The following is a 23106-nucleotide window of genomic DNA, read 5'->3' on the forward strand; positions in this document are numbered from 1 at the left end:
CGACCAGATCTAAATAGCCGCGGATCTGGGGTCTTAATCATCAAAAGCGATGCGCCGACCGGCCCGACACCCGGAATTTGGGCCAGGCGCCTGCTGCATTCATCGGAGCGATGCAACGCGGTCAGTTTTTCCTCGACCGCCTTCGTTTCGGCAAGCAAGTCGCGATACTCAACGCCATGCATGGCAAAANGCTCGCGGGCCAATGCAGGCAGGGATTGATCAGCCGCAATCCGCTCGAGCAACGGTTCGATGCGGCACATGCCCTTGGCTGCGGCTATGCCGAACTCCATGGCAAAGCCGCGGATGGCATTGGCGAGCTGCGTTCGATTGCGAATGAGTCTCTCTCGCAAACCGACCAGCATCAATGCCGCTTGCTGGTCCGCAGTCTTCACCGGCACAAACCGCATTGTGGGTCGGCTCATCGCCTCACACAAAGCCTCTGCGTCCGCCGCGTCGTTCTTGCCGCGTTTTACATAGGGCTTTGCCAATTGAGGCGCGATCAATTTCACCTCATGACCGAACGAACCTAACAGCCTCGCCCAATGATGAGAACCTCCGCAGGCTTCGAGTGCGATGGTAGTCGGCGGCGTTTTCTCGAAGAATTTCACCATCTCCCTACGCGAAAGCTTCTTGCGAAGGACTGGTTGCTCGACTGCGTTCACGCCATGCAATTGGAAAACGCTCTTTGACGTATCCATGCCAATTCGGATAATCTCTTCCACGGACGGTCTCCTTCGATTGAGCTTTCAACGAACTCATTCTGGCACATTGCGATGCCGTTGGGAGCCGTCCACCCCAACACGGCAGATAACCTTTCCGATCTGCCTTGACTGTCCCGCCGCCTGATAGCGTTGACACCCTCCAACAATTGCGGTGGTTGATGTAGCTCCGCGGCGAGCGCCATTCGCCATTGGTCGAAAATGAAGTCAGGCGGATGCGGCCGGTTCGGTGCAAGGACTTGTCCTCTCACAATCGCGACGAGATTGCCGTCTTCGGCAATGACCATGTCGGGCGGCGGTTCGCTCGGCGCAACCACAACGAGCACTGTTGCCAGCGCTGCAACGCCAGCGCCGAGGTAGCGGATCTTGGTGCGCAGAGGGGCAAGTAAGAGGAACCCTGCTACCGCCACAGGAAAATACCAACCCGGCAATCTGCCGATATCGATATTGCCGCCCAGGCCGAGACCATCTGGGCAATGGCGATCACGATGTCGAGCCCGAAACCGGCAATTTTCCATGGAATGACGTCGAGGCCAAAAGGTGTCAGCAGCATAGCGAGCATGCCCATCGGCAACACCACGAAAGAGACCACCGGCATGGCCATGAGATTTGCCGGCAGACCATAAGCGCTGAGCCGGTGGAAGTGCTCGACGGCGAAAAGCGCGGTCGAGAAGCCGCCGATCATCGCGGTCAGCAGGGTGCCACCAAAGAAGCATATGATGAAAACGACGGGCGTTACTGCGGCGACCTGCAGCAAGGGATGTTCGTGCGGCGGCCTTCTTGACCAGATCGCGTAAACCGGCGACGAGGGCAAGCGTCGCCGCAAACGACATCCGGAGCTCGGCCGGGGGCACTTCCAAGCACGAACCAGAGGATCGCGCCCGCCCCAGCGAAGACGGACGAAACCAGGAAGAACCGCCCATGCTCTATCTCCGTTGCCACGGCGAGACGAAGCCACACGGTACAACGATCCGGCGCAGTCCTTATCCGTGTCGGCCACGGCACGAAGGATTGCGTCCGGAAAGTTAGCGGAGGTTCCGCAGGAACTCGTGGCACGAGAAAAGAAGGCTGTGGCGCGCGCCCAAACGCGTCCGCGCCGGGTGTGGCTTCCCTCACCTCCAATGGCCTCAACCCCGGCATGCATTGCGCCCAAAAACAGCCGCCCGTACAACCAGAATGAAAGCTAACGGGCTTCCAAGCAAGAATAATCGATTGAAATCTGAAGGAAAATCGGAAGCCGGAAAAGCTAAGGATAATCATCAGCTTCTGCTATGCGCAGGGGTCATCGCAGAAGTGCCCAAAAGTTGATACTGCGATGCACAAAATGGCGTCACGGTAACTTGGCATTAGGCGCGCGATCATATAGCAATCATCGACGACGCTTAACCCTATGGCGCTTTTATGGCGCCAACCGCCAGTTTGGAGGATCATAATGACGGAACAAAGCGCAACACTGAAAATCGGTGACAAATCAGTCGATCTCGCCGTCAAGAGCGGCACCATCGGTCCTGACGTCATCGATATCGGCGCCCTGTACAAGAACACGGCTTCCTTCACGTACGATCCTGGTTTCACCTCGACCGCGTCCTGTGAATCGAAAATCACCTATATCGACGGTGACGCCGGCGTACTGCTGCATCGCGGCTATCCGATCGAGCAGCTCGCCGAGCACGGCGACTTCCTCGAAGTCTGCTACCTGCTTCTCTACGGAGAACTGCCGACCGCAGCCCAGAAGAAGGACTTCGACTATCGCGTGACGCATCACACGATGGTGCATGAGCAGATGAGCCGGTTCTTCACGGGCTTCCGCCGCGATGCACATCCGATGGCTGTCATGTGCGGTTGCGTCGGCGCGCTGTCGGCGTTCTACCACGACTCCACCGACATCACCGATCCGCATCAGCGCATGGTCGCAAGCCTGCGTATGATCGCCAAGATGCCAACGCTGGCCGCCATGGCCTACAAGTATCACATCGGCCAGCCCTTCGTTTACCCGAAGAACGATCTCGACTACGCGTCGAACTTCCTGCGCATGTGCTTTGCAGTTCCTTGCGAGGAATATGTGGTCAATCCGGTTCTGGCCCGCGCCATGGACCGCATCTTCATCCTGCACGCCGACCACGAGCAGAACGCGTCGACCTCGACCGTCCGCCTCGCAGGCTCGTCGGGTGCAAACCCGTTTGCCTGCATCGCAGCCGGCATTGCATGCCTCTGGGGCCCGGCACACGGCGGCGCCAACGAAGCAGCGCTGAACATGCTGACTGAGATCGGCACTGTTGACCGCATTCCGGAATACATCGCCCGCGCCAAGGACAAGAACGATCCGTTCCGCCTGATGGGCTTCGGTCACCGCGTCTACAAGAACTACGATCCGCGCGCCAAGATCATGCAGAAGACGACGCATGAGGTTCTCGGCGAACTCGGCGTCAAGGACGATCCGTTGCTCGAAGTTGCGATGGAACTCGAGCGCATCGCCCTAACCGATGAATACTTCATCGAGAAGAAGCTCTATCCGAACATCGACTTCTACTCCGGCATCACGCTGAAGGCCCTGGGCTTCCCCACGACAATGTTCACCGTGCTGTTTGCCCTTGCCCGTACGGTCGGCTGGATTGCCCAGTGGAACGAGATGATCGAAGATCCGGAGCAGCGTATCGGTCGGCCGCGCCAGCTTTATGTCGGCGAACCGGAGCGCGACTACGTGCCGGTTTCCAAGCGCTAATCGGCGATCACAGACAGCAAAAAGCCCGGTCAGAAATGACCGGGCTTTTTCTTTTGGAGAACGTCGAGAACAATCTCTGCCGCATGTTCTCCCGGCGGCTTCTCGGTCTGCATTCTCTGCCAGAGAACGTCGAAGCCCTGCATCATTGCCTGTCGTGGCAGGCTATCCGCTGAAAGCTTCTCCATCCAGCGAGCGAAGCTGCCGCCTCGGACCACGTCGTTGATATACTCGGGCACAACAGCGTAATCGGCGATCAAGTTCGGAAGCGCAGCACTCCACGTTTTGATCTTGCTGGTCATGAGCCTGATGATCCAGTCCGTCTTGTACGCCGAAACACAGGGAACGCCCGTCAAAGCCAGCTCAAGCACGACAGTGCCGGAGGCAGCCATGGCGGCATCGGCCTCCGTGAACGCTCGCCACTTCGCCTCGGCTCCCGTCACGATCTCCGGCTTGGCCGTCCAATCCTTGACGAGCTCACGGATCATGGCTTCGCGGCGTGGCATCGTCGGCAAAATAATACGCATCTCGCCGTTGCGCGCTACCAACTCGCTAATGGCATCGCCAAAGTGTGGCAGCAGCTTGGCGATCTCCGACGAGCGCGAACCCGGCAGAAGCATGACTGTCTTGCGGTCGGCCTGGTTTCGCGGCTTCGTCTGCGCGCGCTGGCGTCGTGCATCCAACAGGTTGGGATCGGCTGTCAAGCGGTGGCCGACATAAGTTGTCGGCGGCCCGCCCAGCTTGCGCATCACGTCCGGTTCGAATGGCAACACAGCGAGCACATGGTCGACATAGGCGAGCATGCGCTGCGCCCGGTATTCCTTCCACGCCCATACGCTGGGGCAAACGTAGTTGACGACAGGCAAGCTGGGCAGCGCCGTGCGAACACGCTTTGCGACCCTGTGCGTGAAGTCGGGACTGTCGACGATAATAAGCACATCAGGCTTTGCGGCGATGATGGCCGACGCCGTCTCACCGATACGCCGAACGAGCCGCGGCAGCTTCGAAAGCACCTGGGTGATGCCCATGACCTGAAGGTCGGCGAAATCGAAAAGCGAGCGCAGACCCTGCGCCTCCAGCCCCTCGCCGCCAACGCCGATGAGTTCCACGTCGCCAGGAAACTTCCGTTTCAGAGCGGCGATCAGGTCGGCACCCAGGAGGTCGCCCGAAACCTCTCCAACAACAATGGCAACTCTCAGTGAAGCTTCGCTCACGCCAGCCCCCAGGATGGCAATCCCCTATCCAGTCCGCATACAAAGATACCGGCTTCATCGGCAGCCTTGATGACGGCGTCGCGCTCCAGGATGAGCGAGCGGCCCGCCTCCACAGCCACTCCGGCAAGTCCTGCTCTCTGCAGGTTCTCGATCGTCGAAATGCCAATCGATGGCAGGTCCGCGCGGATATCCTGCTGCGGTTTGCACAGTTTCACCAGCACGCCGCGGCGGCGCTGAGAAATTCGCCCCGCCGACCGCAGCTCGGCGACACGCTCCAGCATGCTGTCCGTGCCTTCCACGCCTTCGAGCGCGACAATGCGACCGCCGACCGACACCGACCCTTGACCGACGTCCAGCCTGCCGAGCGCATCCGCTGCTTCTGCGGCTCGCGCGATGTCCTTCGCATTATCGAGGCTTGGTCGCACAGCGCCCAGCGGACCGACCGATGCCAGCAGATCCGGTGCGATCTCGTGCGCGCCGACGACCCGGCGCCCATTCTCTTCGATCAGCGTGATGACCATCCGCAACACGGTATCGTCGCCACCAGCGAGCAGCGTCCGGATTGTCGACGGTAATTTCACGAGGGTCCTCAGCGTCGGCCGCACTTCGCGCCATTCCGGACGCCGGCGTACACCACCAGACATCACGACGCGGTCGATGCCGTTGCCTTCGAATATCCGACTGAGAGCGGCAAAATCTCCGACCCCGATAACCGCATGGTCAAAGCCTTCCCAAGAGCGATCGGCCTCGTCCTTTAGAGCGATAATAAAGGGATTTTCACCTGCTTGCCGCGCCGCGGTGGCGACATAGGACGGCAGAAGCCCGCTACCTGCGATGATGGCCAAGCGGCCTTTTGCCATGTCACCCGCGAGAGCCAAGCATCACCCTTTCTGTCCCCTGGTCGGAGAGGAAAGAGCGCGATCGCTATCGGCTGCGATGAAGTCGAGGATCTGAAGGACCTGCTTGCAATCGGCGTATTCATCCCGGATCGCGGCGGCGTTGGCACGGATCGAACCGGCGCCTTCGAAGATCGCCTTGTAGGCGCGCCGCACGGCATGAATCGTCGCCCGGTCAACACCGGCGCGGGTCATGCCAACGACGTTCAGTCCACTCAGAAGGCCCGGATTGCCGTTCAGCATGCCATAGGGAATGACGTCATAGCTGACCGCAGAGAGACCGCCGACGAACGCCTGGCGACCGACACGTGTGAATTGGTGCACGGCACAGCCACCACCAAGAATGACACGGTCCTCAATCGTCACATGGCCGGCGAGCATCACGTTGTTGGACATGATGACGTTGTTTCCTACCCGGCAGTCATGGGCGATATGCGAATTCGCCAGGAAAAGGTTGTTGTCGCCAACAATCGTCTGGCCACCAAAATCGGCGGTACCCGTGTTCACCGTGACGCCCTCGCGGAACGTGCAGTTGTCGCCGACCGTCAAGGTCGTTTCTTCGCCGCCGTGATGGACGCTCTGCGGATCGCCGCCGATCACGGCCATCGGGAAAACGCGGCACCCCTTACCAAGCGTCGTCCTGCCGGATACGACCGAATGCGCCAGCAACTCCACGTTATCACCCAGCACGACCTTCGGCCCGACATGGCAGAAAGGGCCGATCTTCACGTTCTCGCCAATCACGGCGCCATCTTCGACGACCGCCATCGCGTGAATGCTGGCGCTGGCTGCTATCGTGCTCATGCCTGATCCTTGCGAACGATCATCGCCCCGATGTCGGCTTCGGCGACGAGCGCTCCATCAACCTTAGCATCGCAATGGAACTTCCAGATATTACCGCGCTGTTTCTGTTTCTTCACGTGGTATTCGACGCGATCGCCGGGAACGACCGGCTTGCGGAAACGCGCGTTATCGATCGTCATGAAGTAGACGAGATTGCCGGTTTCGCCCTGCTTCTTGGCGCAGATCGCGCCGGCCGTCTGCGCCATCCCCTCGATGAGCAGAACTCCCGGCATAATTGGCGATTCCGGAAAGTGACCGGTGAAATGCGGTTCGTTTGCAGTCACGTTCTTGATACCGACCGCGGATTCGTCGCCATCGATCTCGATAATCCGGTCTACGAGCAAGAACGGATACCGGTGTGGCAGCAGCTTCATGATCTCGATGATATCTGCCGAAGAGAGCGAAGTCTTTGCTTCCTCAGTCATTCTTTTCTCCCGTTTTCTTGCCGCCGGTTGATCGCGCCAAAATCGCGGCCGTCTCCCGTAGAAAATCGTTGATGGGGCGGGCCGGCACACCGCCGTAGCGCTCACCAGCGGGGATGTCTCCGATCACGCCGCTCTTTGCAGCGATCTGCACCCCGTCGCCAATCTTGATATGTCCGTTCAGTCCTGCCTGACCGCCGATCTGCACGCCGTCGCCAAGCACCGTACTGCCGGCAATGCCGACCTGCGAAACGATGGCACAGTGACGTCCGATGCGGACGTTGTGGCCGATCTGGACCTGATTGTCGATCTTCGTGCCCTCGCCGACGACCGTATCATCCATCGTACCACGATCAATCGTTGTATTCGCGCCAATCTCGACATGATCCTGGATAATCACCCGGCCGATCTGAACGATCTTGATCATCCCGCGTGGACCCGGAGCGTAGCCGAAACCATCCTGGCCGATCCGTGCACCATTGTGAATGATGACGCTGTTGCCAATGAGGGCGCAGAGCACGCTTGCGCCAGCCGCGATCGTGCAATTGCGGCCGATCTTGACGTTGGGCCCAATGATAGCGCCGGCGCCAATATGTGTACCCTCGCCGATTTCAGCGTGCGCACCGACCACCGCCATCGGCTCGATCGAAACCTTCCCTTCGAGACGGGCCGTAGGATCAACAACCGCGCGATCCGAAATACCAGGGGCTTCGGAAAAAAGGGCTTCTGGCCGCAGCGCCTTCGGGTAGAGGAAACCACCCGCCATCGCAAAGGCCGCATGGGCATTCTTCGAAATCAGAACAGGCAGATGATCCGGCACCAGCGAGCGCAGCCCCGCGCTGCAAAGCACTGCAGACGCTGCGCATGTCGCAAGCTCGTCCTTGCTCCGCTTCGAGATGATGTAACAGAGATCGCCCGCCTTCGCCCGACTTACGGGGGAAACGGAACGGATCACGACATCTGCATTTTTGGGGTCAGCAAGCTCTGCCCCAAGATACTGCGCCAACTCCGAGAGTTTCACGCCATCATGGGGCAGAAAAAAGCTATTTTGCTCCATCGGCAAATCTCCAGAACGGAATTCGGTTTTACGGTTCCGGACTGCCGATATCAGAATTGGTTGTTTATGCCAAACTTGAAGTGCTGCGTCTTGTCAAAGTCTTCCTTGGCGACCGGAATAGCGTAGTCGACGCGCAGCGTACCGAATGGCGACGCCCACATAAGACCAACGCCGACGGACGCACGGAGTGACGCATCTTCGCCGTTCACAGTATCACCGAGCGGGTCGACATCATTGCCGAACAGCGTGCCAGCGTCGGCGAACAAGGCGCCACGCAGGCCAAAGTCGCGCGGAACCAACGGGAGCGGGAACGTCGCTTCAGCCGAGACCGTGAAATAGGTCGTACCGCCGAGCGGATCGTCGTTCGCCCCGGCAATGCGCGGGCCGATGCCCTTGTTTTCGAAGCCTCTGATATCGCCGTTGGTCAGCGTGAACTGGTCAAAGACGTTCAGGCTCTTGTCAAAGCCTACGACATAACCCGCCGAACCCGTAACCGAGCCGATAATGTCAGCATCATCGGCCAGCAGATGGAAATACCGCGCCTTGCCGTAGATCTTATAGAACTGCGAGTCACCGCCGATACCAGCAATTTCCTGCGTAACGCTTGCGTAGATGCCTTCGCGCGGCAGCGTCATGTCGTCAAGCGTGTTGTAGGTCAGCGTCTGCGAAACAGACGACTTTACCCATGGGCTATTCTCAACAAGGTTCTGATACGGCGCAGACAGATCGCTCAGCGAACCCGAGGGATCGTACTTCATCTGCTTGTAGTTGTAGCGGAACGTCGTCGCCAGATCTTCCGTGATCGGCGCCGTGGCACGAAGAACACCGCTGTTTTCTTCGTAGTCGTAGTTATCGTTGCTCGACGTCTCGCTGTGATTGAGGTCGAAACCGACAGCCAAACGGTAACCGAGGAAGTAAGGCTCAGTGAAGTTCAGGCCATAGGTACGAGAACCTTCCTGACCACCACCAGCGCTGACCTTGATATACTGACCGCGACCCAGGAAGTTCTTTTCCTCGACCGAGGCTTCAAGCAGCAGGCCGTCGCCGCCGGCCGCATAGCCCGCGCCGATACCGAACGAACCCGTCGACTGGTCCTGCACATCAACCACAACGACAACGCGGTCCGGAGAGCTGCCCGGCTGCGTCGAGATGTTGACTGACGAGAAGTAGCCGAGAGCTTCGAGACGGCGCTTTGCCCTCGTGATCATCTGCTGATTGAAGGCGTCGCCTTCGCTCATGTCGAACTCGCGACGAATGACAAAGTCGCGCGTGCGGCTGTTGCCGCGGATTTCGATACGCTCGACATAGGCGCGCTCGCCCTGGTCAACGAGGTATTCGACGCCGATCGTGTTGTTCGCCAGGTCACGATTGCCGCGCGGCGTTACGCGCGCAAAAGGATATCCAGCGGAGGCGACCTGGTCAGAGATCGCTTCCATCGACTTCTGGACTTCCTTGGCGCTGTAGACCTGGCCCTCGCGAGTGCGGACGAGCCCCTGCAACTGCGTGGCATCAACTCCGGGAACCGTCGATTGCACGGTTACGGCGCCGAAATTGTAGCGCGGACCTTCTTCGATATTGAAGGTCAACGTGTACTTGTTGGTCGCCTCGTCGAAGGTCGCGTCCGACGAGATGATACGGAAGTCGGCAAAGCCGCGATTGTAATAGAACTGACGCAACGCCTCTTCGTCAGCGCGAAGCTTGTCTTCGCTGTAGACGTCCTTGCGTGTCAGGAACGACAGGAAGTTGGAGCGCTTCGTGTTGATGACCGAAGCGAGACGGCCGGAGCTATAGGCATTGTTGCCAACGAAATTGATGGCGCCGATCTTGGTGCGATCACCTTCGTCAATGACGAAAGCCAGATTGACGCGACCTTCGCCGAGCGGCACGACCTGCGTGGTCACCTGGACCTCGCTGCGACCGGTTGCCGCATACGCGTCCTTGATCGACTGAATGTCCGCCTGGATCTGCGCGTCGTTAAAAGGTCCGGCCGCGTGCGTCTTCACGATCGCAGCAAGCTTGTCGTCCTTGATCTTCCGGTTGCCGTTGAAGACGACCTGGTTGATGAGCTGCGCTTCCTGGACCGTCACGACCAGCGTGCCGCCGGAAACGGAGATCTTGACGTCGGAGAAATAGCCCGTGTCGTAAAGCTGCTTCACAGAGTCATCGATGTCGGTGTTGGAAAAGCTCTGGCCAGGCTGGATTGTGAGGTTCGAGCGAACGGCCTCAGCGCCGACACGGCTGGCGCCGCGCACATCGATGCGCTGAATCACTGCAGCTTCTGCCGTCGTAGCGGAGACGAAAACCGCTGCACCTGATCCCGAAGCAACAATACCTGCAGACAGCGCAACCGCCGATACTGCGTTCAAAAATCTTGAACCAGCCTTCATTTCACCCATTACCTTTTTTCTCGTCCCCGGCCCCAGGCGTCCCCCGATTCCGGTCACGTGTGTCGTTTTACCCGCTTTTGTCTTACAAGCAAGGGAGCAAGTTAATTTCTGTTTACTTCATTTCAAAGCGTGACGCATTCGCCACTACAGCTTTGAAACATCGTAAATAAATGGTAATTTCCCTCGTCGAGCAATCAACCAATCAAAGCACTTATATCGTTCCAGGTGGCAAAAACCATCAAGCTCAAAACCATCGCCAAGCCAATGCGAAACGCAATGTCCTGCGCAGACGAACCCAACGGTTTTCCCCTCACGGCTTCAATCGCATAGAACATCAAATGTCCGCCATCAAGTACCGGAACCGGCATCAAATTCAGTAATCCGATGGAAACAGACAAGACAGCGGCAAGCTGAAGCAAAGCTGCAACGCCCAACGTCGCCATCTGACCGGAAGCCTGAGCCACGCGGATCGGTCCGCCAAGCTGGTCTGGCTTCATATAGCCGGAGATCAGGTTGCCAATATACTTGAAGGTGCCAGTTACGATGTGCCAGGTCTGGATCGCGCCTTCCTTGACCGCCTCCAGCGGCGAGTAGGTCTGTACCCGGAAGTGGCCGACCTCCTGGTTGGTGACGATGCCGATCAGGCCGATTTCGATCTTGTTGCCGAACTGGTCGGTCATATCGGTTCGCGCCGGCACCATCGGCACATCCAGCTTCTGGCCGTTGCGCTCGATCGTTACGACAATTTGCTGCTCGGGCCGAATGCTGACGTAGCGCCGGACGTCGTCAAAAGTCTCGACCCTCGTGCTATCGATGGCGATCAGAAGGTCGCCAGGCACGACGCCCGCTTCGGCTGCAACGCTGCCCGGCTTGACTTCGGCAACCACAGGATCAGCAACCGATCGACCGTAGATCGAGAAGAGAACCGCAAAAATCGCAATCGCCAGGATGAAATTCGCTATCGGGCCGGCAGCAACCGTTGCGGCACGCTTCCACAGCTTCGCACCGGCGAAGGACCGCGCACGATCCTCTTCCGACATTGACGCGAGCTTGTCGTCATCGGGCTTGCTCGATACATCCTCGTCGCCGAAGAAGCGGACATAGCCGCCCAGCGGTATCAGTGAGAGCTTCCAGCGCGTTCCATGCTTGTCGGTGAAGCCGAGCAATTCCGGACCAAAGCCGATCGAGAACGCCAATATGCGGATGCCGCTCCATCGCCCCACCAGATAGTGGCCCATTTCATGCACGAAAACGAGCAATGACAGCACGAGGACAAAGGGCACGATATAGCCCGTCAGGAATGCCAATATACCGGTCAAGCCAAGCATCTGATTTTTCCGCCAGCCTTTGCAGACATTATACGCCGAACAGGGCTGCACCGAGCGACGTTATTTCGCCGCCCTTTATCAGCGAAAAAAGCCCAGCTAGCAAGAACGCCGCAAAGCAGGCGAAAATGAGCCCGTCGACACGGTCCATGACGCCGCCATGCCCTGGAATCAGGTGGCTCGAATCCTTGACGCCGAAGCGACGCTTGATGAAGGATTCGAAGAGATCGCCGCTCTGACTGCATACCGATAGGATGAACGCAACCGGAGCCGCGAGCACGAGGCTCTGCGGAAAGGCAAAATAGGCAACCAGGCTACCGGCGATCACAGCGGAAACGGCGCCGCCAATAGCGCCGGACCATGTCTTTCCGGGAGATATCTTCGGCGCCAGCTTCGGGCCACCGATGGCGCGCCCGACGAAATAAGCAAGAATGTCGGTCGACCACACGACTGCGAATACAAAGAGCATCGCGAAAAGGCCGACGCTATCGGAGCCGCGGATGCTCGAAAGGGCAATTCCCGTAAGACCGGCGTACACGATCCCCGTGGGAAACCAGCGCGATACGCCGGACACAAGCACGAAGCCGACAGCAATCAGGAAGAACAGCACCAGTAGCAGCAGGGAATATCCAAGCGTCCCCGCAACGACGGCCACCGCGATTGCCGCCTGCCCTATCCAACCGATCGCATTGGCGACCGGCTGTTCCGTGGCAAGCTTCGTAATGGTCGACCATTCATAGTAGATCAGCAGTCCGATCGCTGCCGACAGTAGGCTGAAGGCAACGCCGCCGTACCAGGTGGCGAGCAGAACGATAACGGCAAGGATTACGCCCGAAATAATGCGTAGCTTCAGCTCCTGCTGCATCAGGTGCCCACTGCCGCAGCCGCCTGTGCCACCAGTCCGCCAAAGCGACGGTCGCGCGACGCGAAGGTTTCCAACGCCGAGTAGAAGATCTCCCGGCTGAAATCGGGCCAATACTCGGGCACGAAAATGAACTCGGAGTAGGCCGCCTGCCAGAGCAGGAAGTTGGAAAGGCGTTCTTCACCACTTGTGCGGATGATCAGGTCCGGATCCGGGATCCCGGCCGTGTCGAGCCGCGCATCGATCAGCGCCGGAGAAATATCCTGCGCCTTCAGCCGGCCTGCCTCTACATCCCGTGCAAGGCTCGCCATCGCACGCGCGATCTCGTCGCGCGAGCCATAGTTGAAGGCGATGATGAGCGTCAGCGCGGTATTCGTCTTTGTGGTCTCTTCCGCATCCACGAGAAGATCGAGGATGTCGCTCTTGAGGCTGTGCCGGTCGCCAATCACTTTCACGCGCACGTTCTGGCGATGCAGTTCCGCCAAGTCACGACGAATGAAGGCTTTCAGCAATCCGAGGAGATCCGAGACCTCCGTTTCCGGACGCCGCCAGTTTTCCGACGAGAAGGCGAAGAGCGTGAGATATTTGATCCCGACGTCGCCCGCTGCGCGCACGGCCTCGCGCACAGCGTCAACGCCCTTTCGATGCCCCATCGTCCGCGGAAGCCCGCGCTGCTTTGCCCATCGGCCGTTGCCGTCCATGATGATGGCAACGTGTTCTGGCACAGTCAAAAATGTTCGTTCCGACATTTCCCGTCCGGTTCTTGCAGCCAAGGCGCAGCCGCAGCGCGCCTTAAACCTGCATGATTTCCTTTTCCTTCTCGCCAAGCAAGCGGTCGACCTCAGAAATCGTCTCGTCGGTCATCTTCTGCACACGATCTGATTGTGCCCGGCTTTCGTCCTGGCCAATCGCACCGTCTTTTTCGGCTTTCTTAAGGCCGTCCATGCCGTCACGACGTACATGGCGAATCGCAACCTTGCTCTTCTCGGCATAGTCGTGGGCGACCTTCACCAGCGATTTGCGGCGCTCCTCGTTGAGCTCCGGCAGCGGGATACGCAGGTTCTGGCCATCGATGATCGGATTGAGGCCGAGGTTGGCCTCGCGGATCGCGCGATCGACGGCGTTGACCATCGACTTGTCCCAGACGGAGATGCCAAGCATGCGCGGCTCTGGAACGGTCACGTTTGCCACCTGGTTCAGCGGCACGCGCGAACCATAGGCCTCGACCATGACAGGGTCGAGAATGTTGGCCGAGGCGCGGCCGGTGCGCAGCGATGCGATATCGTGCTTGAACGCGGAAATCGCGCCATCCATGCGGCGCTTGAGTTCCTTGATGTCGATGCCTTCACTCATTTTATTGCTCCCGTCTTGGTAGAAGCTGCGGCAAAGCAGGCCGCCCACTCAATCAGTTATCAGAGACGATGGTCTTGAGGCCACCGCCTTTGAGGATTTCAGCAAAACCACCCTTCTCGTGGATCGAGAAGACGATGATCGGAATGGAATTCTCTCGTGCAAGCGCCACTGCCGCGACGTCCATGACGGCCAGTCCCTTGTCGAGGACTTCCTTGTGCGTCAGGTGGTCGAAGCGCGTCGCCTCGGGATCCTTTTTCGGATCAGCCGAATAAATACCATCGACTTGCGTTCCCTTGAAGATCGCTTCCGCTCCCATTTCGGCGGCGCGCAGCGCGGCTGCCGAGTCCGTCGTGAAGAACGGGTTGCCGGTGCCGCCTGCGAAGATCACGACGCGGCCGAGCGACAGATGGTAGAGCGTCGCGCGCTGCGAGAAACTCTCACAGATCTCCGGCATCGCAATCGCCGAGAGCACAACAGTGTCGATGTTCAGCTTGCGCAGCGACGTTGCCAGCGCCAGCGCGTTGATGACGGTCGCGAGCATGCCCATGTGGTCGCCGGTAACGCGATCGCCACCCTTGGAGGCAACTGCGACACCGCGGAAGATGTTGCCGCCGCCGACGACGACGCCGACTTCCACACCCATCTGCCGCGCTTCGGCTATGTCAGCCGCAATGCGGTCTGCGACCGCTACATCAATTCCAAATCCCTGGCTGCCCATGAGGGCTTCGCCGGAAGCCTTGAGTAGAACGCGTTTGTAGACAGGCTCTGACGACATCGTGGCTCCTCGTATATTACCGCTGTGTGCCGGATACACGAAGGGCACCGCGTTGTCACGCGATGCCCTTCGGTTTTCACATGTATAGGTCGATCAGCCCTTGGCGACAGCGGCCACCTCAGCAGCGAAGTCGCTCTCTTCCTTCTCGACGCCTTCGCCGAGGAGAAGGCGTGCCATGCCGACGACTTCGATCTTGGCGCCGGCTTCCTTTTCTGCTTCCTTGACAGCAGCGCCGACCGTCAGGTCGGGGTTGATGACGAAAGCCTGCGAGAGCAGAGCAACTTCTTCGAAGAACTTGCGCATACGGCCTTCGACCATCTTTTCGATGATGGCTTCCGGCTTTCCGGATTCGCGGGCCTGCTCGATGAAGACGTTGCGTTCGCGCTCGGCAACGGCAGCGTCGACTTCTTCGGCGCGGATGGCGAGCGGGTTGGTCGCAGCGATGTGCATGGCAACCTGGCGGCCGATCGAGGTCAGGACGGCCTTGTCACCTTCCGACTTCAGGGCGACGAGCACGCCGAGCTTGCCGATGCCGTCGCCAGCAGCGTTGTGGATGTAGGTCGCAACAACGCCGTGCTCGACTTCGAGCTTGGCAGCGCGACGGAGCGTCATGTTTTCGCCGATGGTCGCGATCGCGTCCTTGATGGTGTCGGCGACCGGCTTGCCGGATGCCGGGTATGTCGCGGCAGCAATGGCTTCAACCGTGCCATCGGTGGACAGGGCAACGTTGGCGATGCCGCGAACGAGATCCTGGAAGGCATCGTTGCGGGCAACGAAGTCCGTTTCCGAGTTCAGCTCGACGACAACAGCCTTGTGACCGGCGCCGGCAATGGCAATCAGGCCTTCAGCAGCAGCGCGGCCGGCCTTCTTGTCGGCCTTGGAGATGCCCTTGGCGCGCAGCCAGTCGATCGATGCTTCGATGTCGCCGTTGTTTTCGAGCAGCGCCTTCTTGCAGTCCATCATTCCTGCGCCGGACTTCTCGCGCAGTTCCTTCACCAGTGCAGCCGTAATCTCGGTCATAAGCTTCCTCTTGTCGGTTCAAACGGTGGCCCGCAAAGGCGGTGCAACACCGGATTGAGGCACGAAATGTACCTGTATGTATGACAGCGTGATGAAAGACGCCTCATACGAAACTCAAATGGCGAGAGACTGATCGCCCTCGCCTGAAACGGTCAAGGCCGCCGAACTTTAGAAAGTCGCGAGCGGCCTTTTCCCAATCTCTGGAAAGCATGACGGGCCATCCAGCCCGACTGCTTCTTTTATCAGGCTTCGGCTTCGCCTTCGAGCGCCGGCTCAACCGGAGCTTCGATCGATGCGCCGAGATCGCGGCCCGACGAGCTCTGCTGGCGAGCGATACCGTCGATGGCAGCGCGTGCGATCAGGTCGCAGTAGAGAGCGATGGCGCGCGAGGCGTCGTCGTTGCCCGGGATCGGATAGTCGATCAGATCAGGATCGCAGTTCGAGTCGATGATTGCGACAACCGGAATGCCGAGGCGCTTGGCTTCGTCGATCGCGATCTTTTCCTTGTTGGTGTCGATGATGAACATCAGGTCCGGCGTGCCGCCCATATCCTTGATACCACCGAGAGCCTTGTCGAGCTTTTCGCGCTCGCGCTCGAGGTTCAGGCGCTCTTTCTTGTTGTAGCCGGACTGTTCCGAAGACAGGATTTCGTCGAGCTTGCGCAGGCGCTGGATCGAGTTGGAGATCGTCTTCCAGTTGGTCATCATACCGCCGAGCCAACGCGAGTTGACATAGTACTGAGCGGAACGCTTGGCCGAGTCAGCGATCAGCTCGGAAGCCTGGCGCTTGGTGCCGACGAAGAGAACGCGGCCGCCACGAGCAACGGTGTCGGAGACAACCTGCAGGGCGCGCGACAGCATCGGAACGGTCTGAGCCAAGTCGATGATGTGGATGTTGTTACGATCGCCGAAAATGTACGGCTTCATCTTCGGGTTCCAGCGGTGCGTCTGGTGGCCGAAGTGGACGCCTGCTTCGAGGAGCTGGCGCATAGAAAAATCGGGCAATGCCATGCCTTGTAATCCTTTTCCGGTTGAACCTCCGCAAGGCTAACAGCACCCTCTTCGAGGATGCCACCGGGCGGAACAATCCGGATTTCTCCCGGACCATCCCATGCCTTACGTGTGGAATGCGGGTGGCCTTACCCTCCCTTCCGCAGAAAATCAAGGCTTCCTGCGAAAAAAACGACATTCGGAGCCGGCAGCCAGCGTGGGGTGGAGAGGATGGGCCGGCAGGCCCTTGGCGTCACCGCGCCAAGCGTCAATCGGACTCGCAGGGCCAGCTTGTCGGCGCGGAGAGACCGGCGGGCAACTTGGTCTTGGCATCCCCGCAGGCAAGATCGACCTGAGCCTGCTCGAGACCAGTCGCGGCAGACAAATCAAGCCCTTCGATCCGCGTCAGAAACATGAAGGCGCGATCGAACGCCACCGGTCCTTCAAATGTTGCCTCGCTGAGGTCAGCGCGAGATAGATTGGCGAGCGAGAACCGTGCGCCCGTTAGAACGGCTCTGTCAAAACTTGCGCGGCCAAGTTCGGCCTTCTCAAAATTCGCACCACTGAGCTTTGCACCATTGAAATTGGAGCGTTGGAGTTCCGCGCCGGCGAACGACGCTCCTTCTGCGAAAACGTTCTCGAAGCCGGATCGATAGGCCTCGATTTTCGAGAAGTTCGCCTTGCCGGCCTGCGCTCCCGTAAGCCATGCCCGCACCAGTGTTGCCTTCTCGAAATTCGTTCCGGTCAGGTTGGTGTGGCTGAGATTGGTCAGGCTGAGATCGGCATCTCCCAGGTTGGCACCCTGGAAGTCGCTCCCTTGCAACATGAGATTCCTCTTGGTGCATTCACTCCAATTAACTCCTGCCGCCGGCGTGCTGCCGCAATCTGCAGCGAGGGCCGGAGGGCTCACGAACAACGTCAGCGCAACCAGTCCCGTTGAAATACCATAGAGTCCACCACTCAAAACACCATGCCGCATCGTCAAGATTCTCACTCCAATCCGACTCTAGCGCCCAAATCAGCACGCCTTTCGAATTACTAGCATAGAGAGGGTTTACTTAGCGACAATCGTCGGCGTGCGCATTCGTGACGGTTCTTTGCGAAACTAGACAGCGGATGCCATAAAAATTGCTGCTCAAAGCCGTGTCCAAGCGCTCGTCGAAGGTTCGGAGGCAATGCGACAGAGCGTTGTCGCGAACCGTGCGGATCTCCTATATGCTTAGCGGCGAGCGCCCTGTCATGCGCGATCTGAGAAGGGACGGAAAATGTCCACTCTAGCGCTTTTAATAGTGCAGGCAGATATTCCCAACGAAGCGGACCGAGCGCCTTTCGACGATTGGTATGATCGCCATATGCCAGACGCAGTACGCGCTTTTGGGGCACTCCACGCGTGGCGCGCTTGGAGCCGAACCAATCCCTCGAAGCACACTGCCTTCTATGAATTCTCTAGTTTGGAGGCAGCGAACGCCGCGATGCGATCGCCGGGCCAAGAATTCGATGTCACATGGGGCTCACGCGCCACACGGACGCGTGACGTTCTAGAGGTTGTTCAAAGGGCGCCTGTTTCAGACTGAGCAGGCCCGTTCAAGCTGGGAAATCGAACCTTCAGCCCGCGACAAAGTTCATGAAGTGCGAGTTTAGGTAGGGATGTCCTGCTTGTTGCACCTGCTACATTCCGGTTATTTGCAGGCAGCCGATTTGCTGTCGAGCAGTTCGAGCTTCGCAAGCCTGCCGCTCAAAACAAAATCGCCATAGTCCATCGTCAGATCACGCGTGATGCCATTTTCATAGAGCTTGAACGACATACGGTAAACCGGCAAAGCGTCCGTCTTCGTATTCTCGTTGAAATACGAGATCGTGACCGGCCAGAAGGCTGCCTTCGAGAAGGCGCCAGCGTTGCCCGCATCGGCCTCGTCGGTTGCGGGCGCCACCTGCTTTCCGACCACAGTCGTCGTCACCAACGCCTTGTCTCCATCGTCCGAGCCGTCAAAGACGCGCGCCTCGAACAGGCGCTTGCCAGCCTTGGCGTTCTGGATCACGTCCAGCATATGTTCCGTTGGGAACCGGCTTGCCGCCAGCTGCAACTCCTTGCTGGTCGGCTGGGTCAAGGCAACCTTGACACCTTCAGCCTGGTCCTGCGCGGCACCGTTAACCTCCTTGTCGAGCTGGTCGTCGGTGAAGGATTTGGTGTCGAAGGTGAACCGGCGGTCCTTGAGGTTCTCGAAGGTCTTTGTCTGCTGGTCGCTGACGCGGACGGCATCGCCCGTATCGATCTGGGTAACGAAACGGAAGTTAGTGGTGAAGCCCGTGCAGTAATTGCCGTCGAACTCATAAACCATGCGGCCCGACATGCCCGAAATGCCGGAACGCTCGGAGGCATCCTTCAATTCCAGATCGTAGACCGCCCGGTGAGCAACGAGGCCAGTCGCGATCGCCGCACTCGTTACCGGCGCGGCCGCATGGACGGTCGTCGAAACGCTCGCCAGAAGAAGTGCGGCAAGACTCGATCGGAACATTGACAATCTCCTGTTGGACTCGCCTGCAATGTTATAAGAACGCTTTCGGCCAAATCGAGGCTCGAAAATGTCACAAAGCAGATTCCAAGCCTTGATGCATAATTTTAGAACTATTGACAATAAAAGCGGAGAGGAAAATGCCCGATCAAATCGCTGCGCGCCTGAAAGAAATGGGGATATCCCTGCCTGAGGCTGCTGCACCGGCCGCCAACTACGTCCCCTACGTCATCAGCGGGAACCTTCTCTATATCTCCGGACAGCTGCCGCTCGAGGGCGGAAAGATTGCTGTTCTCGGTCACCTGGGCAAGAATGTAGACGTCGCAACCGGCCAGCGCGCCGCGGAACTCTGCGCCATCAACATCATCGCCCAAGCAAGCGCTGCCCTCGGCGGCGATCTCGGTCGCATCAAGCGCGTCATCAAGCTCAACGGCTTCGTGGCCTCCACTCCTGATTTCGTCGAACAGCACCTCGTCATCAATGGCGCCTCCAACCTGATTGCAGGCGTGCTTGGCGAGGCCGGAAAGCATGCGCGCGCCGCCGTCGGCATGGCCGCGTTGCCGATGAACGCCGCTGTCGAAATCGATGCGATCGTGGAAATTGCCTGATGACCTCAGCAGCATGGCTCAAGGAGCAACCGGTCGCCCATCGTGGCTATCATGACCTCAACAAGACGGTCTGGGAAAACACACTCTCCGCCTTCACGCGCGCAGTCGATGCAGGATTCGCGATCGAGTGCGATCTGCACTATGCGTCCGACGGCGTTCCTGTTGTCTTCCATGACGAGGATTTGGAGCGTCTGTGCAATCTGAAGGGAGGCGTGCGCGAACGCACGTCCAAGGAGCTCGGTCTCATCTCCGTCGGCGGGACGACCGACAAGATCCCGACGCTGCGGCAGCTGCTCGATCTCGTCAAGGGTCAGGTTCCCTTGGTCATCGAGCTGAAAGGCCGCGAGGCCGATGACGAGGGCTTTGCCGAAGCAGTTCTCGAAGTGCTTGAGGGCTATGAAGGCAAGGTCGCCCTCATGAGCTTCGACCACTGGCTGCTTCGCGATCTGAAGGCGCTCAATGCCCCCTATCCTCTCGGGCTGACGGCAGGCGGCAACAAGCCGGAAGAATTCGAAGTGCATGAAAAGGCGATGAAACTCGGCCTTGACTTCATTTCCTATTTCGTCGCCGACCTGCCGAACCCGTTCATAACCGCCCAGCGCGAAAAGGGCATGGTTGTCATCACCTGGACCGTCCGCGACGAAAAGGGGCGAAAGCATACCTTCGAGAATGCCGATCAGATGACGTTCGAAGGATTCGATCCGCGCGTTTCGGTTTGACGCTCGCTTTTTGGACAAGATCATGCTCAGACTGTTGGTGAGCCCTATTCTCCTCCCAAACGGTCTCGCATTCGCTCCATGACAGACGAACTTTCAATCCGCATCGAGCGGTCTTTCACCGCGATTTCCCCGGAGAGCTGGTCTCAGCTTTCCGGGGCCTCCCGCAAAGGCAGCGTTCTCGCCTACAATCCGTTCGTGTCGCATGCTTTCCTGTCCTCGCTGGAGGAATCAGGATCGGCGACCGCACAAACCGGCTGGATGGGTCATCATCTTCTATTGGAAACCGACAAAGGCGAACTCATCGGCGCCCTGCCCGGTTATCTCAAGAACCACAGCCAGGGAGAATATGTTTTCGACCACGGCTGGGCCGATGCTTTCGAACGAGCCGGCGGACGCTACTATCCGAAGCTGCAATGCTCCATCCCCTTTACCCCTGCGACCGGCCCGCGCCTGCTTGTCGCCGAAGGTCTGCAGCGCCTGCCGATCCAGCACGCCATTGCCGAGAGCCTCAAGGAGGTCGTGCGCCGGCTTGGCGTCTCTTCCGCCCACATCACATTCGTGCCCGAAGACGAGATCGGCATCTTCGAAGGTGAGGACTACCTGCACAGGACGGATCAGCAGTTCCACTTCATCAACGAAGGCTACGCCAATCACGAGGCATTTCTGGAAACGCTCGCGTCGCGCAAGCGCAAAGCACTTCGCAAGGAACGCCGCACCGCACTCGAACACGGCATTGAAATTGATTGGCTGACCGGTCGCGATCTGACAGAACGGATCTGGGACCAGTTCTTCGAATTCTATATGGACACGGGCGGCCGAAAATGGGGCCGGCCTTACCTGACGCGCAAATTCTACTCGCTGATCGGCGAGCGCATGCCCGATGACATCCTGCTCGTCATGGCAAAGCGTGACGGTCGCTATATTGCCGGCGCGATCAACTTCATCGGCGGCGATACGCTTTATGGCCGTCATTGGGGCTGCATCGAGGACCATCCGTTCCTGCATTTCGAAGTCTGCTATCATCAGGCAGTCGACTTTGCATTGGCGAAAGGCCTCAAACGGGTGGAAGCCGGCGCCCAGGGCGAGCACAAGCTGGCACGAGGTTACCTGCCGGTGACAACTCACTCCGCGCATTATGTTGCTCATGCTGGGTTGCGGCGGGCTATAGCCGACTATCTCGAGCGCGAGCGCGACGACGTAGAGCACATGAACGAGATCCTGACGGAGCACAGCCCGTTTCGAAAGGGCGAGCGCCAGCAGGAGGATTGACGCTTTCGCCCCTGCCGCGCTACGCGATCACAGCAGCAACGAGGAGAGTTCGTATGACCAGCGCCGCCTACGACAGCAACAACATTTTCGCCAAGATCCTGCGTGGCGAAATTCCCTCGCACCGCATTTACGAAGACAGCGACACGATCGCCTTCATGGACGTGATGCCGCAGGCTCCGGGCCATGTGCTTGTCCTTCCCAAGGCGGCGTCACGCAACCTGCTCGATGCTGACCCGACCGTTCTCGCCAAGACCATCCCCGTCGTCCAGAAGATCGCCAATGCCGTCAAGGAAGCCTTCGACGCCGACGGCGTCTTCGTCTGCCAGTTCAACGAACCAGCCGCCGGCCAGACCGTCTTTCACCTGCACTTCCACATAATCCCGCGTTTTGAAGGTACGGCCCTGCGTCCGCATTCCGGGCAGATGGAAGACAATGCCGTACTCGCGGCGAACGCGGAGAAGATTAAGGCTGAGCTCTAGTCCGCCAGCCGTATTGTTGAATTTTGCGCATCCGCCGGCGTCGCCTTCTCAAGTAGAGATCGCGCCAGTGCATAGGCGATAGCAAAGGTCACACCACCGCCGACAAGATCGACCAGATGATGCCCTCCGTGTACGAGAATTGCGGGCATCATCAGCGCATTCAGGATGGCCGCTGGAACGAAGACGAACCGGATACGGGCAAGGAAGCAGACCGACATGCACGCCATGACCATGTGGAAGGAAGGGAATGCGATCAGGCCGAGCACATTGGCTGGCGTCAGATGAGTGCTTCCTTCGCGCAACACGCGGCCGAGTTCCGTTCCATAAGCGGGACTAACAGCCAGCGGCATTGCCTCGAGGACCTGCCGAGGGAGCCGCTGGAATGCAGAGGGACCGATCGACGGCAAGAAAAACCAGAACATGATTGCCAGCAGCGCCCCGATAACTCCCGTCAGCAGAAAATGCTGCAGTCTCGTTGTTCTTCCGGAAAAACCAAGAACCAGGATCACGCCTAACAGCTGCATCAGCGAACTCGTGTAGACCGCGTACAACACGAGACCAACCAACGGATGGCGCGCAGCCCATTCGACGATAGCGGGCCAGGAATACCCAAGCATGCCGTCGATCTGCGTTAGCGTGCCGTCAATCTGCGCGAAGTAGGAAGGCAACAACAGATAGTTGAAGATAGAACCGGCAATCGTGAAGAGCACGAAGAGACCCGCAGCGGTCGCCGCTGCCGCGATCCGGTCATTGTGGCGGACATGCCGATAAAATTGGCCAAGGGCAACCAGGAACGCGCCGCAAGCAATGAGGCTCGCATATCCTACAAAGTCTATTCCAACGCCCTTCAACAACAACAGGCAGGCATCAAGAAGTGCCAAGGTCGTGATGATGAAAACAATGAAACGTTCAGCCGGCAGAAACACCATCGTAAGGC

Annotated in this window: 23 protein-coding genes; 5 read left to right on the top strand and 18 right to left on the bottom strand. The window is 58.8% G+C overall.

What is annotated here, in order from left to right; genetic code table 11:
* Positions 1-722 (bottom strand): IS110 family transposase (locus tag AF71_RS23095; protein WP_169683340.1); only part of this gene is annotated, 722 nt, incomplete at its 3' end.
* A 397-nt stretch (positions 723-1119) separates the two neighbouring features.
* Positions 1120-1476 carry a ComEC/Rec2 family competence protein gene (locus AF71_RS31855; RefSeq protein WP_246733779.1) on the bottom strand — a complete coding sequence of 119 codons (357 nt, stop codon included), beginning with the start codon at positions 1474-1476 and terminating at the stop codon, positions 1120-1122.
* A gap of 675 nt (positions 1477-2151) precedes the next feature.
* On the opposite strand from AF71_RS31855, the gene gltA reads away from it, so the two are divergent.
* Positions 2152-3441, top strand: coding sequence for a citrate synthase (gltA, locus tag AF71_RS23105; protein ID WP_018858813.1), 1290 nt, complete (start codon positions 2152-2154; stop codon positions 3439-3441).
* Between the two features lie 29 nt (positions 3442-3470).
* On the opposite strand, the gene lpxB is transcribed toward gltA, so the two are convergent.
* The 15 genes from lpxB to AF71_RS23180 all read right to left on the bottom strand — a co-directional run bounded on the left by lpxB (position 3471) and on the right by AF71_RS23180 (position 19097).
* Positions 3471-4652, bottom strand: coding sequence for a lipid-A-disaccharide synthase (gene lpxB / locus AF71_RS23110; RefSeq protein ID WP_169683341.1), 1182 nt, complete (start codon positions 4650-4652; stop codon positions 3471-3473).
* Positions 4649-5530: an LpxI family protein gene (locus AF71_RS23115; protein ID WP_169683343.1), complete on the bottom strand. Its 882-nt coding sequence runs from the start codon at positions 5528-5530 to the stop codon at positions 4649-4651. The genes lpxB and AF71_RS23115 overlap by 4 nt, the downstream gene beginning before the upstream one ends.
* Before the next feature lie 3 nt (positions 5531-5533).
* Positions 5534-6352, bottom strand: coding sequence for an acyl-ACP--UDP-N-acetylglucosamine O-acyltransferase (gene lpxA, locus AF71_RS23120; protein WP_169683345.1), 819 nt, complete (start codon positions 6350-6352; stop codon positions 5534-5536).
* Positions 6349-6816, bottom strand: a complete 468-nt coding sequence (fabZ, locus tag AF71_RS23125) for a 3-hydroxyacyl-ACP dehydratase FabZ (RefSeq protein ID WP_018858817.1) — start codon at positions 6814-6816, stop codon at positions 6349-6351. Before fabZ ends, lpxA begins: the two co-directional genes overlap by 4 nt.
* Positions 6809-7870, bottom strand: a complete 1062-nt coding sequence (lpxD, locus tag AF71_RS23130) for a UDP-3-O-(3-hydroxymyristoyl)glucosamine N-acyltransferase (protein WP_062375388.1) — start codon at positions 7868-7870, stop codon at positions 6809-6811. The genes fabZ and lpxD overlap by 8 nt, the downstream gene beginning before the upstream one ends.
* Before the next feature lie 50 nt (positions 7871-7920).
* Positions 7921-10257, bottom strand: a complete 2337-nt coding sequence (bamA, locus tag AF71_RS23135; RefSeq protein ID WP_169683389.1) for an outer membrane protein assembly factor BamA — start codon at positions 10255-10257, stop codon at positions 7921-7923.
* A 194-nt stretch (positions 10258-10451) separates the two neighbouring features.
* On the bottom strand, positions 10452-11585 hold the full coding sequence (gene rseP, locus AF71_RS23140) for an RIP metalloprotease RseP (protein WP_169683347.1): 1134 nt from the start codon (positions 11583-11585) through the stop codon (positions 10452-10454).
* Positions 11586-11613: 28 nt separating this feature from the next.
* The gene (locus AF71_RS23145; RefSeq protein ID WP_112641333.1) at positions 11614-12447 is read right to left on the bottom strand and encodes a phosphatidate cytidylyltransferase; all 834 of its coding nucleotides are present in this window, start codon (positions 12445-12447) and stop codon (positions 11614-11616) included.
* Entirely contained in the window at positions 12447-13193 is a 747-nt protein-coding gene (locus tag AF71_RS23150; RefSeq protein WP_169683348.1) for an isoprenyl transferase, read from the bottom strand. Before AF71_RS23150 ends, AF71_RS23145 begins: the two co-directional genes overlap by 1 nt.
* A gap of 43 nt (positions 13194-13236) precedes the next feature.
* Positions 13237-13797, bottom strand: a complete 561-nt coding sequence (gene frr, locus AF71_RS23155) for a ribosome recycling factor (RefSeq protein WP_018858823.1) — start codon at positions 13795-13797, stop codon at positions 13237-13239.
* A 52-nt stretch (positions 13798-13849) separates the two neighbouring features.
* Positions 13850-14572 carry a UMP kinase gene (gene pyrH / locus AF71_RS23160; RefSeq protein WP_018858824.1) on the bottom strand — a complete coding sequence of 241 codons (723 nt, stop codon included), beginning with the start codon at positions 14570-14572 and terminating at the stop codon, positions 13850-13852.
* A 93-nt stretch (positions 14573-14665) separates the two neighbouring features.
* The gene (gene tsf / locus AF71_RS23165) at positions 14666-15592 is read right to left on the bottom strand and encodes a translation elongation factor Ts (RefSeq protein WP_025659039.1); all 927 of its coding nucleotides are present in this window, start codon (positions 15590-15592) and stop codon (positions 14666-14668) included.
* Between the two features lie 242 nt (positions 15593-15834).
* Positions 15835-16602: a 30S ribosomal protein S2 gene (rpsB, locus tag AF71_RS23170; RefSeq protein WP_016553822.1), complete on the bottom strand. Its 768-nt coding sequence runs from the start codon at positions 16600-16602 to the stop codon at positions 15835-15837.
* A 247-nt stretch (positions 16603-16849) separates the two neighbouring features.
* Positions 16850-17560, bottom strand: a complete 711-nt coding sequence (locus tag AF71_RS23175) for a pentapeptide repeat-containing protein (protein WP_192240746.1) — start codon at positions 17558-17560, stop codon at positions 16850-16852.
* Positions 17561-18260: 700 nt separating this feature from the next.
* Positions 18261-19097, bottom strand: a complete 837-nt coding sequence (locus AF71_RS23180; RefSeq protein WP_025659042.1) for a cell envelope integrity EipB family protein — start codon at positions 19095-19097, stop codon at positions 18261-18263.
* A 137-nt stretch (positions 19098-19234) separates the two neighbouring features.
* Between AF71_RS23180 and AF71_RS23185 the strand changes: the two genes are divergently transcribed.
* From AF71_RS23185 to AF71_RS23200, 4 genes are all read left to right on the top strand, one after another.
* Positions 19235-19702 (top strand): RidA family protein, encoded by a 468-nt coding sequence (locus AF71_RS23185; protein ID WP_113471672.1) that lies wholly within the window; start codon positions 19235-19237, stop codon positions 19700-19702.
* A complete protein-coding gene (locus AF71_RS23190) occupies positions 19702-20421 on the top strand; it encodes a glycerophosphodiester phosphodiesterase (RefSeq protein ID WP_169683350.1) in 720 nt (239 codons plus the stop codon). Before AF71_RS23185 ends, AF71_RS23190 begins: the two co-directional genes overlap by 1 nt.
* A gap of 78 nt (positions 20422-20499) precedes the next feature.
* Entirely contained in the window at positions 20500-21690 is a 1191-nt protein-coding gene (locus AF71_RS23195; RefSeq protein ID WP_169683352.1) for a GNAT family N-acetyltransferase, read from the top strand.
* Positions 21691-21743: 53 nt separating this feature from the next.
* Entirely contained in the window at positions 21744-22169 is a 426-nt protein-coding gene (locus AF71_RS23200; RefSeq protein ID WP_018858831.1) for an HIT family protein, read from the top strand.
* Here AF71_RS23200 and AF71_RS23205 read toward each other — a convergent pair.
* Positions 22166-23098 (bottom strand): phosphatase PAP2 family protein, encoded by a 933-nt coding sequence (locus AF71_RS23205; RefSeq protein ID WP_169683354.1) that lies wholly within the window; start codon positions 23096-23098, stop codon positions 22166-22168. The genes AF71_RS23200 and AF71_RS23205 overlap by 4 nt on opposite strands.
* Positions 23099-23106: the final 8 nt, after the last annotated feature.

Source organism: Rhizobium sp. 57MFTsu3.2, assembly GCF_012932765.1.
GTDB lineage: Bacteria > Pseudomonadota > Alphaproteobacteria > Rhizobiales > Rhizobiaceae > Rhizobium > Rhizobium altiplani.

Bases quoted from the DNA above. Each gene is read 5' to 3' on its own strand.
- rseP (WP_169683347.1), bottom strand. From the start codon at position 11,585: ATGCTTGGCTTGACCGGTATATTGGCATTCCTGACGGGCTATATCGTG.
- lpxA (WP_169683345.1), bottom strand. From the start codon at position 6,352: ATGAGCACGATAGCAGCCAGCGCCAGCATTCACGCGATGGCGGTCGTC.
- frr (WP_018858823.1), bottom strand. From the start codon at position 13,797: ATGAGTGAAGGCATCGACATCAAGGAACTCAAGCGCCGCATGGATGGC.
- gltA (WP_018858813.1), top strand. From the start codon at position 2,152: ATGACGGAACAAAGCGCAACACTGAAAATCGGTGACAAATCAGTCGAT.
- lpxD (WP_062375388.1), bottom strand. From the start codon at position 7,870: ATGGAGCAAAATAGCTTTTTTCTGCCCCATGATGGCGTGAAACTCTCG.
- AF71_RS23200 (WP_018858831.1), top strand. From the start codon at position 21,744: ATGACCAGCGCCGCCTACGACAGCAACAACATTTTCGCCAAGATCCTG.
- tsf (WP_025659039.1), bottom strand. From the start codon at position 15,592: ATGACCGAGATTACGGCTGCACTGGTGAAGGAACTGCGCGAGAAGTCC.
- AF71_RS23150 (WP_169683348.1), bottom strand. From the start codon at position 13,193: ATGTCGGAACGAACATTTTTGACTGTGCCAGAACACGTTGCCATCATC.
- AF71_RS23205 (WP_169683354.1), bottom strand. From the start codon at position 23,098: ATGGTGTTTCTGCCGGCTGAACGTTTCATTGTTTTCATCATCACGACC.
- AF71_RS23145 (WP_112641333.1), bottom strand. From the start codon at position 12,447: ATGCAGCAGGAGCTGAAGCTACGCATTATTTCGGGCGTAATCCTTGCC.
- AF71_RS23195 (WP_169683352.1), top strand. From the start codon at position 20,500: ATGACAGACGAACTTTCAATCCGCATCGAGCGGTCTTTCACCGCGATT.
- AF71_RS23190 (WP_169683350.1), top strand. From the start codon at position 19,702: ATGACCTCAGCAGCATGGCTCAAGGAGCAACCGGTCGCCCATCGTGGC.
- bamA (WP_169683389.1), bottom strand. From the start codon at position 10,257: ATGAAGGCTGGTTCAAGATTTTTGAACGCAGTATCGGCGGTTGCGCTG.
- AF71_RS23185 (WP_113471672.1), top strand. From the start codon at position 19,235: ATGCCCGATCAAATCGCTGCGCGCCTGAAAGAAATGGGGATATCCCTG.
- AF71_RS23180 (WP_025659042.1), bottom strand. From the start codon at position 19,097: ATGTTCCGATCGAGTCTTGCCGCACTTCTTCTGGCGAGCGTTTCGACG.
- pyrH (WP_018858824.1), bottom strand. From the start codon at position 14,572: ATGTCGTCAGAGCCTGTCTACAAACGCGTTCTACTCAAGGCTTCCGGC.
- rpsB (WP_016553822.1), bottom strand. From the start codon at position 16,602: ATGGCATTGCCCGATTTTTCTATGCGCCAGCTCCTCGAAGCAGGCGTC.
- AF71_RS23175 (WP_192240746.1), bottom strand. From the start codon at position 17,560: ATGCGGCATGGTGTTTTGAGTGGTGGACTCTATGGTATTTCAACGGGA.
- fabZ (WP_018858817.1), bottom strand. From the start codon at position 6,816: ATGACTGAGGAAGCAAAGACTTCGCTCTCTTCGGCAGATATCATCGAG.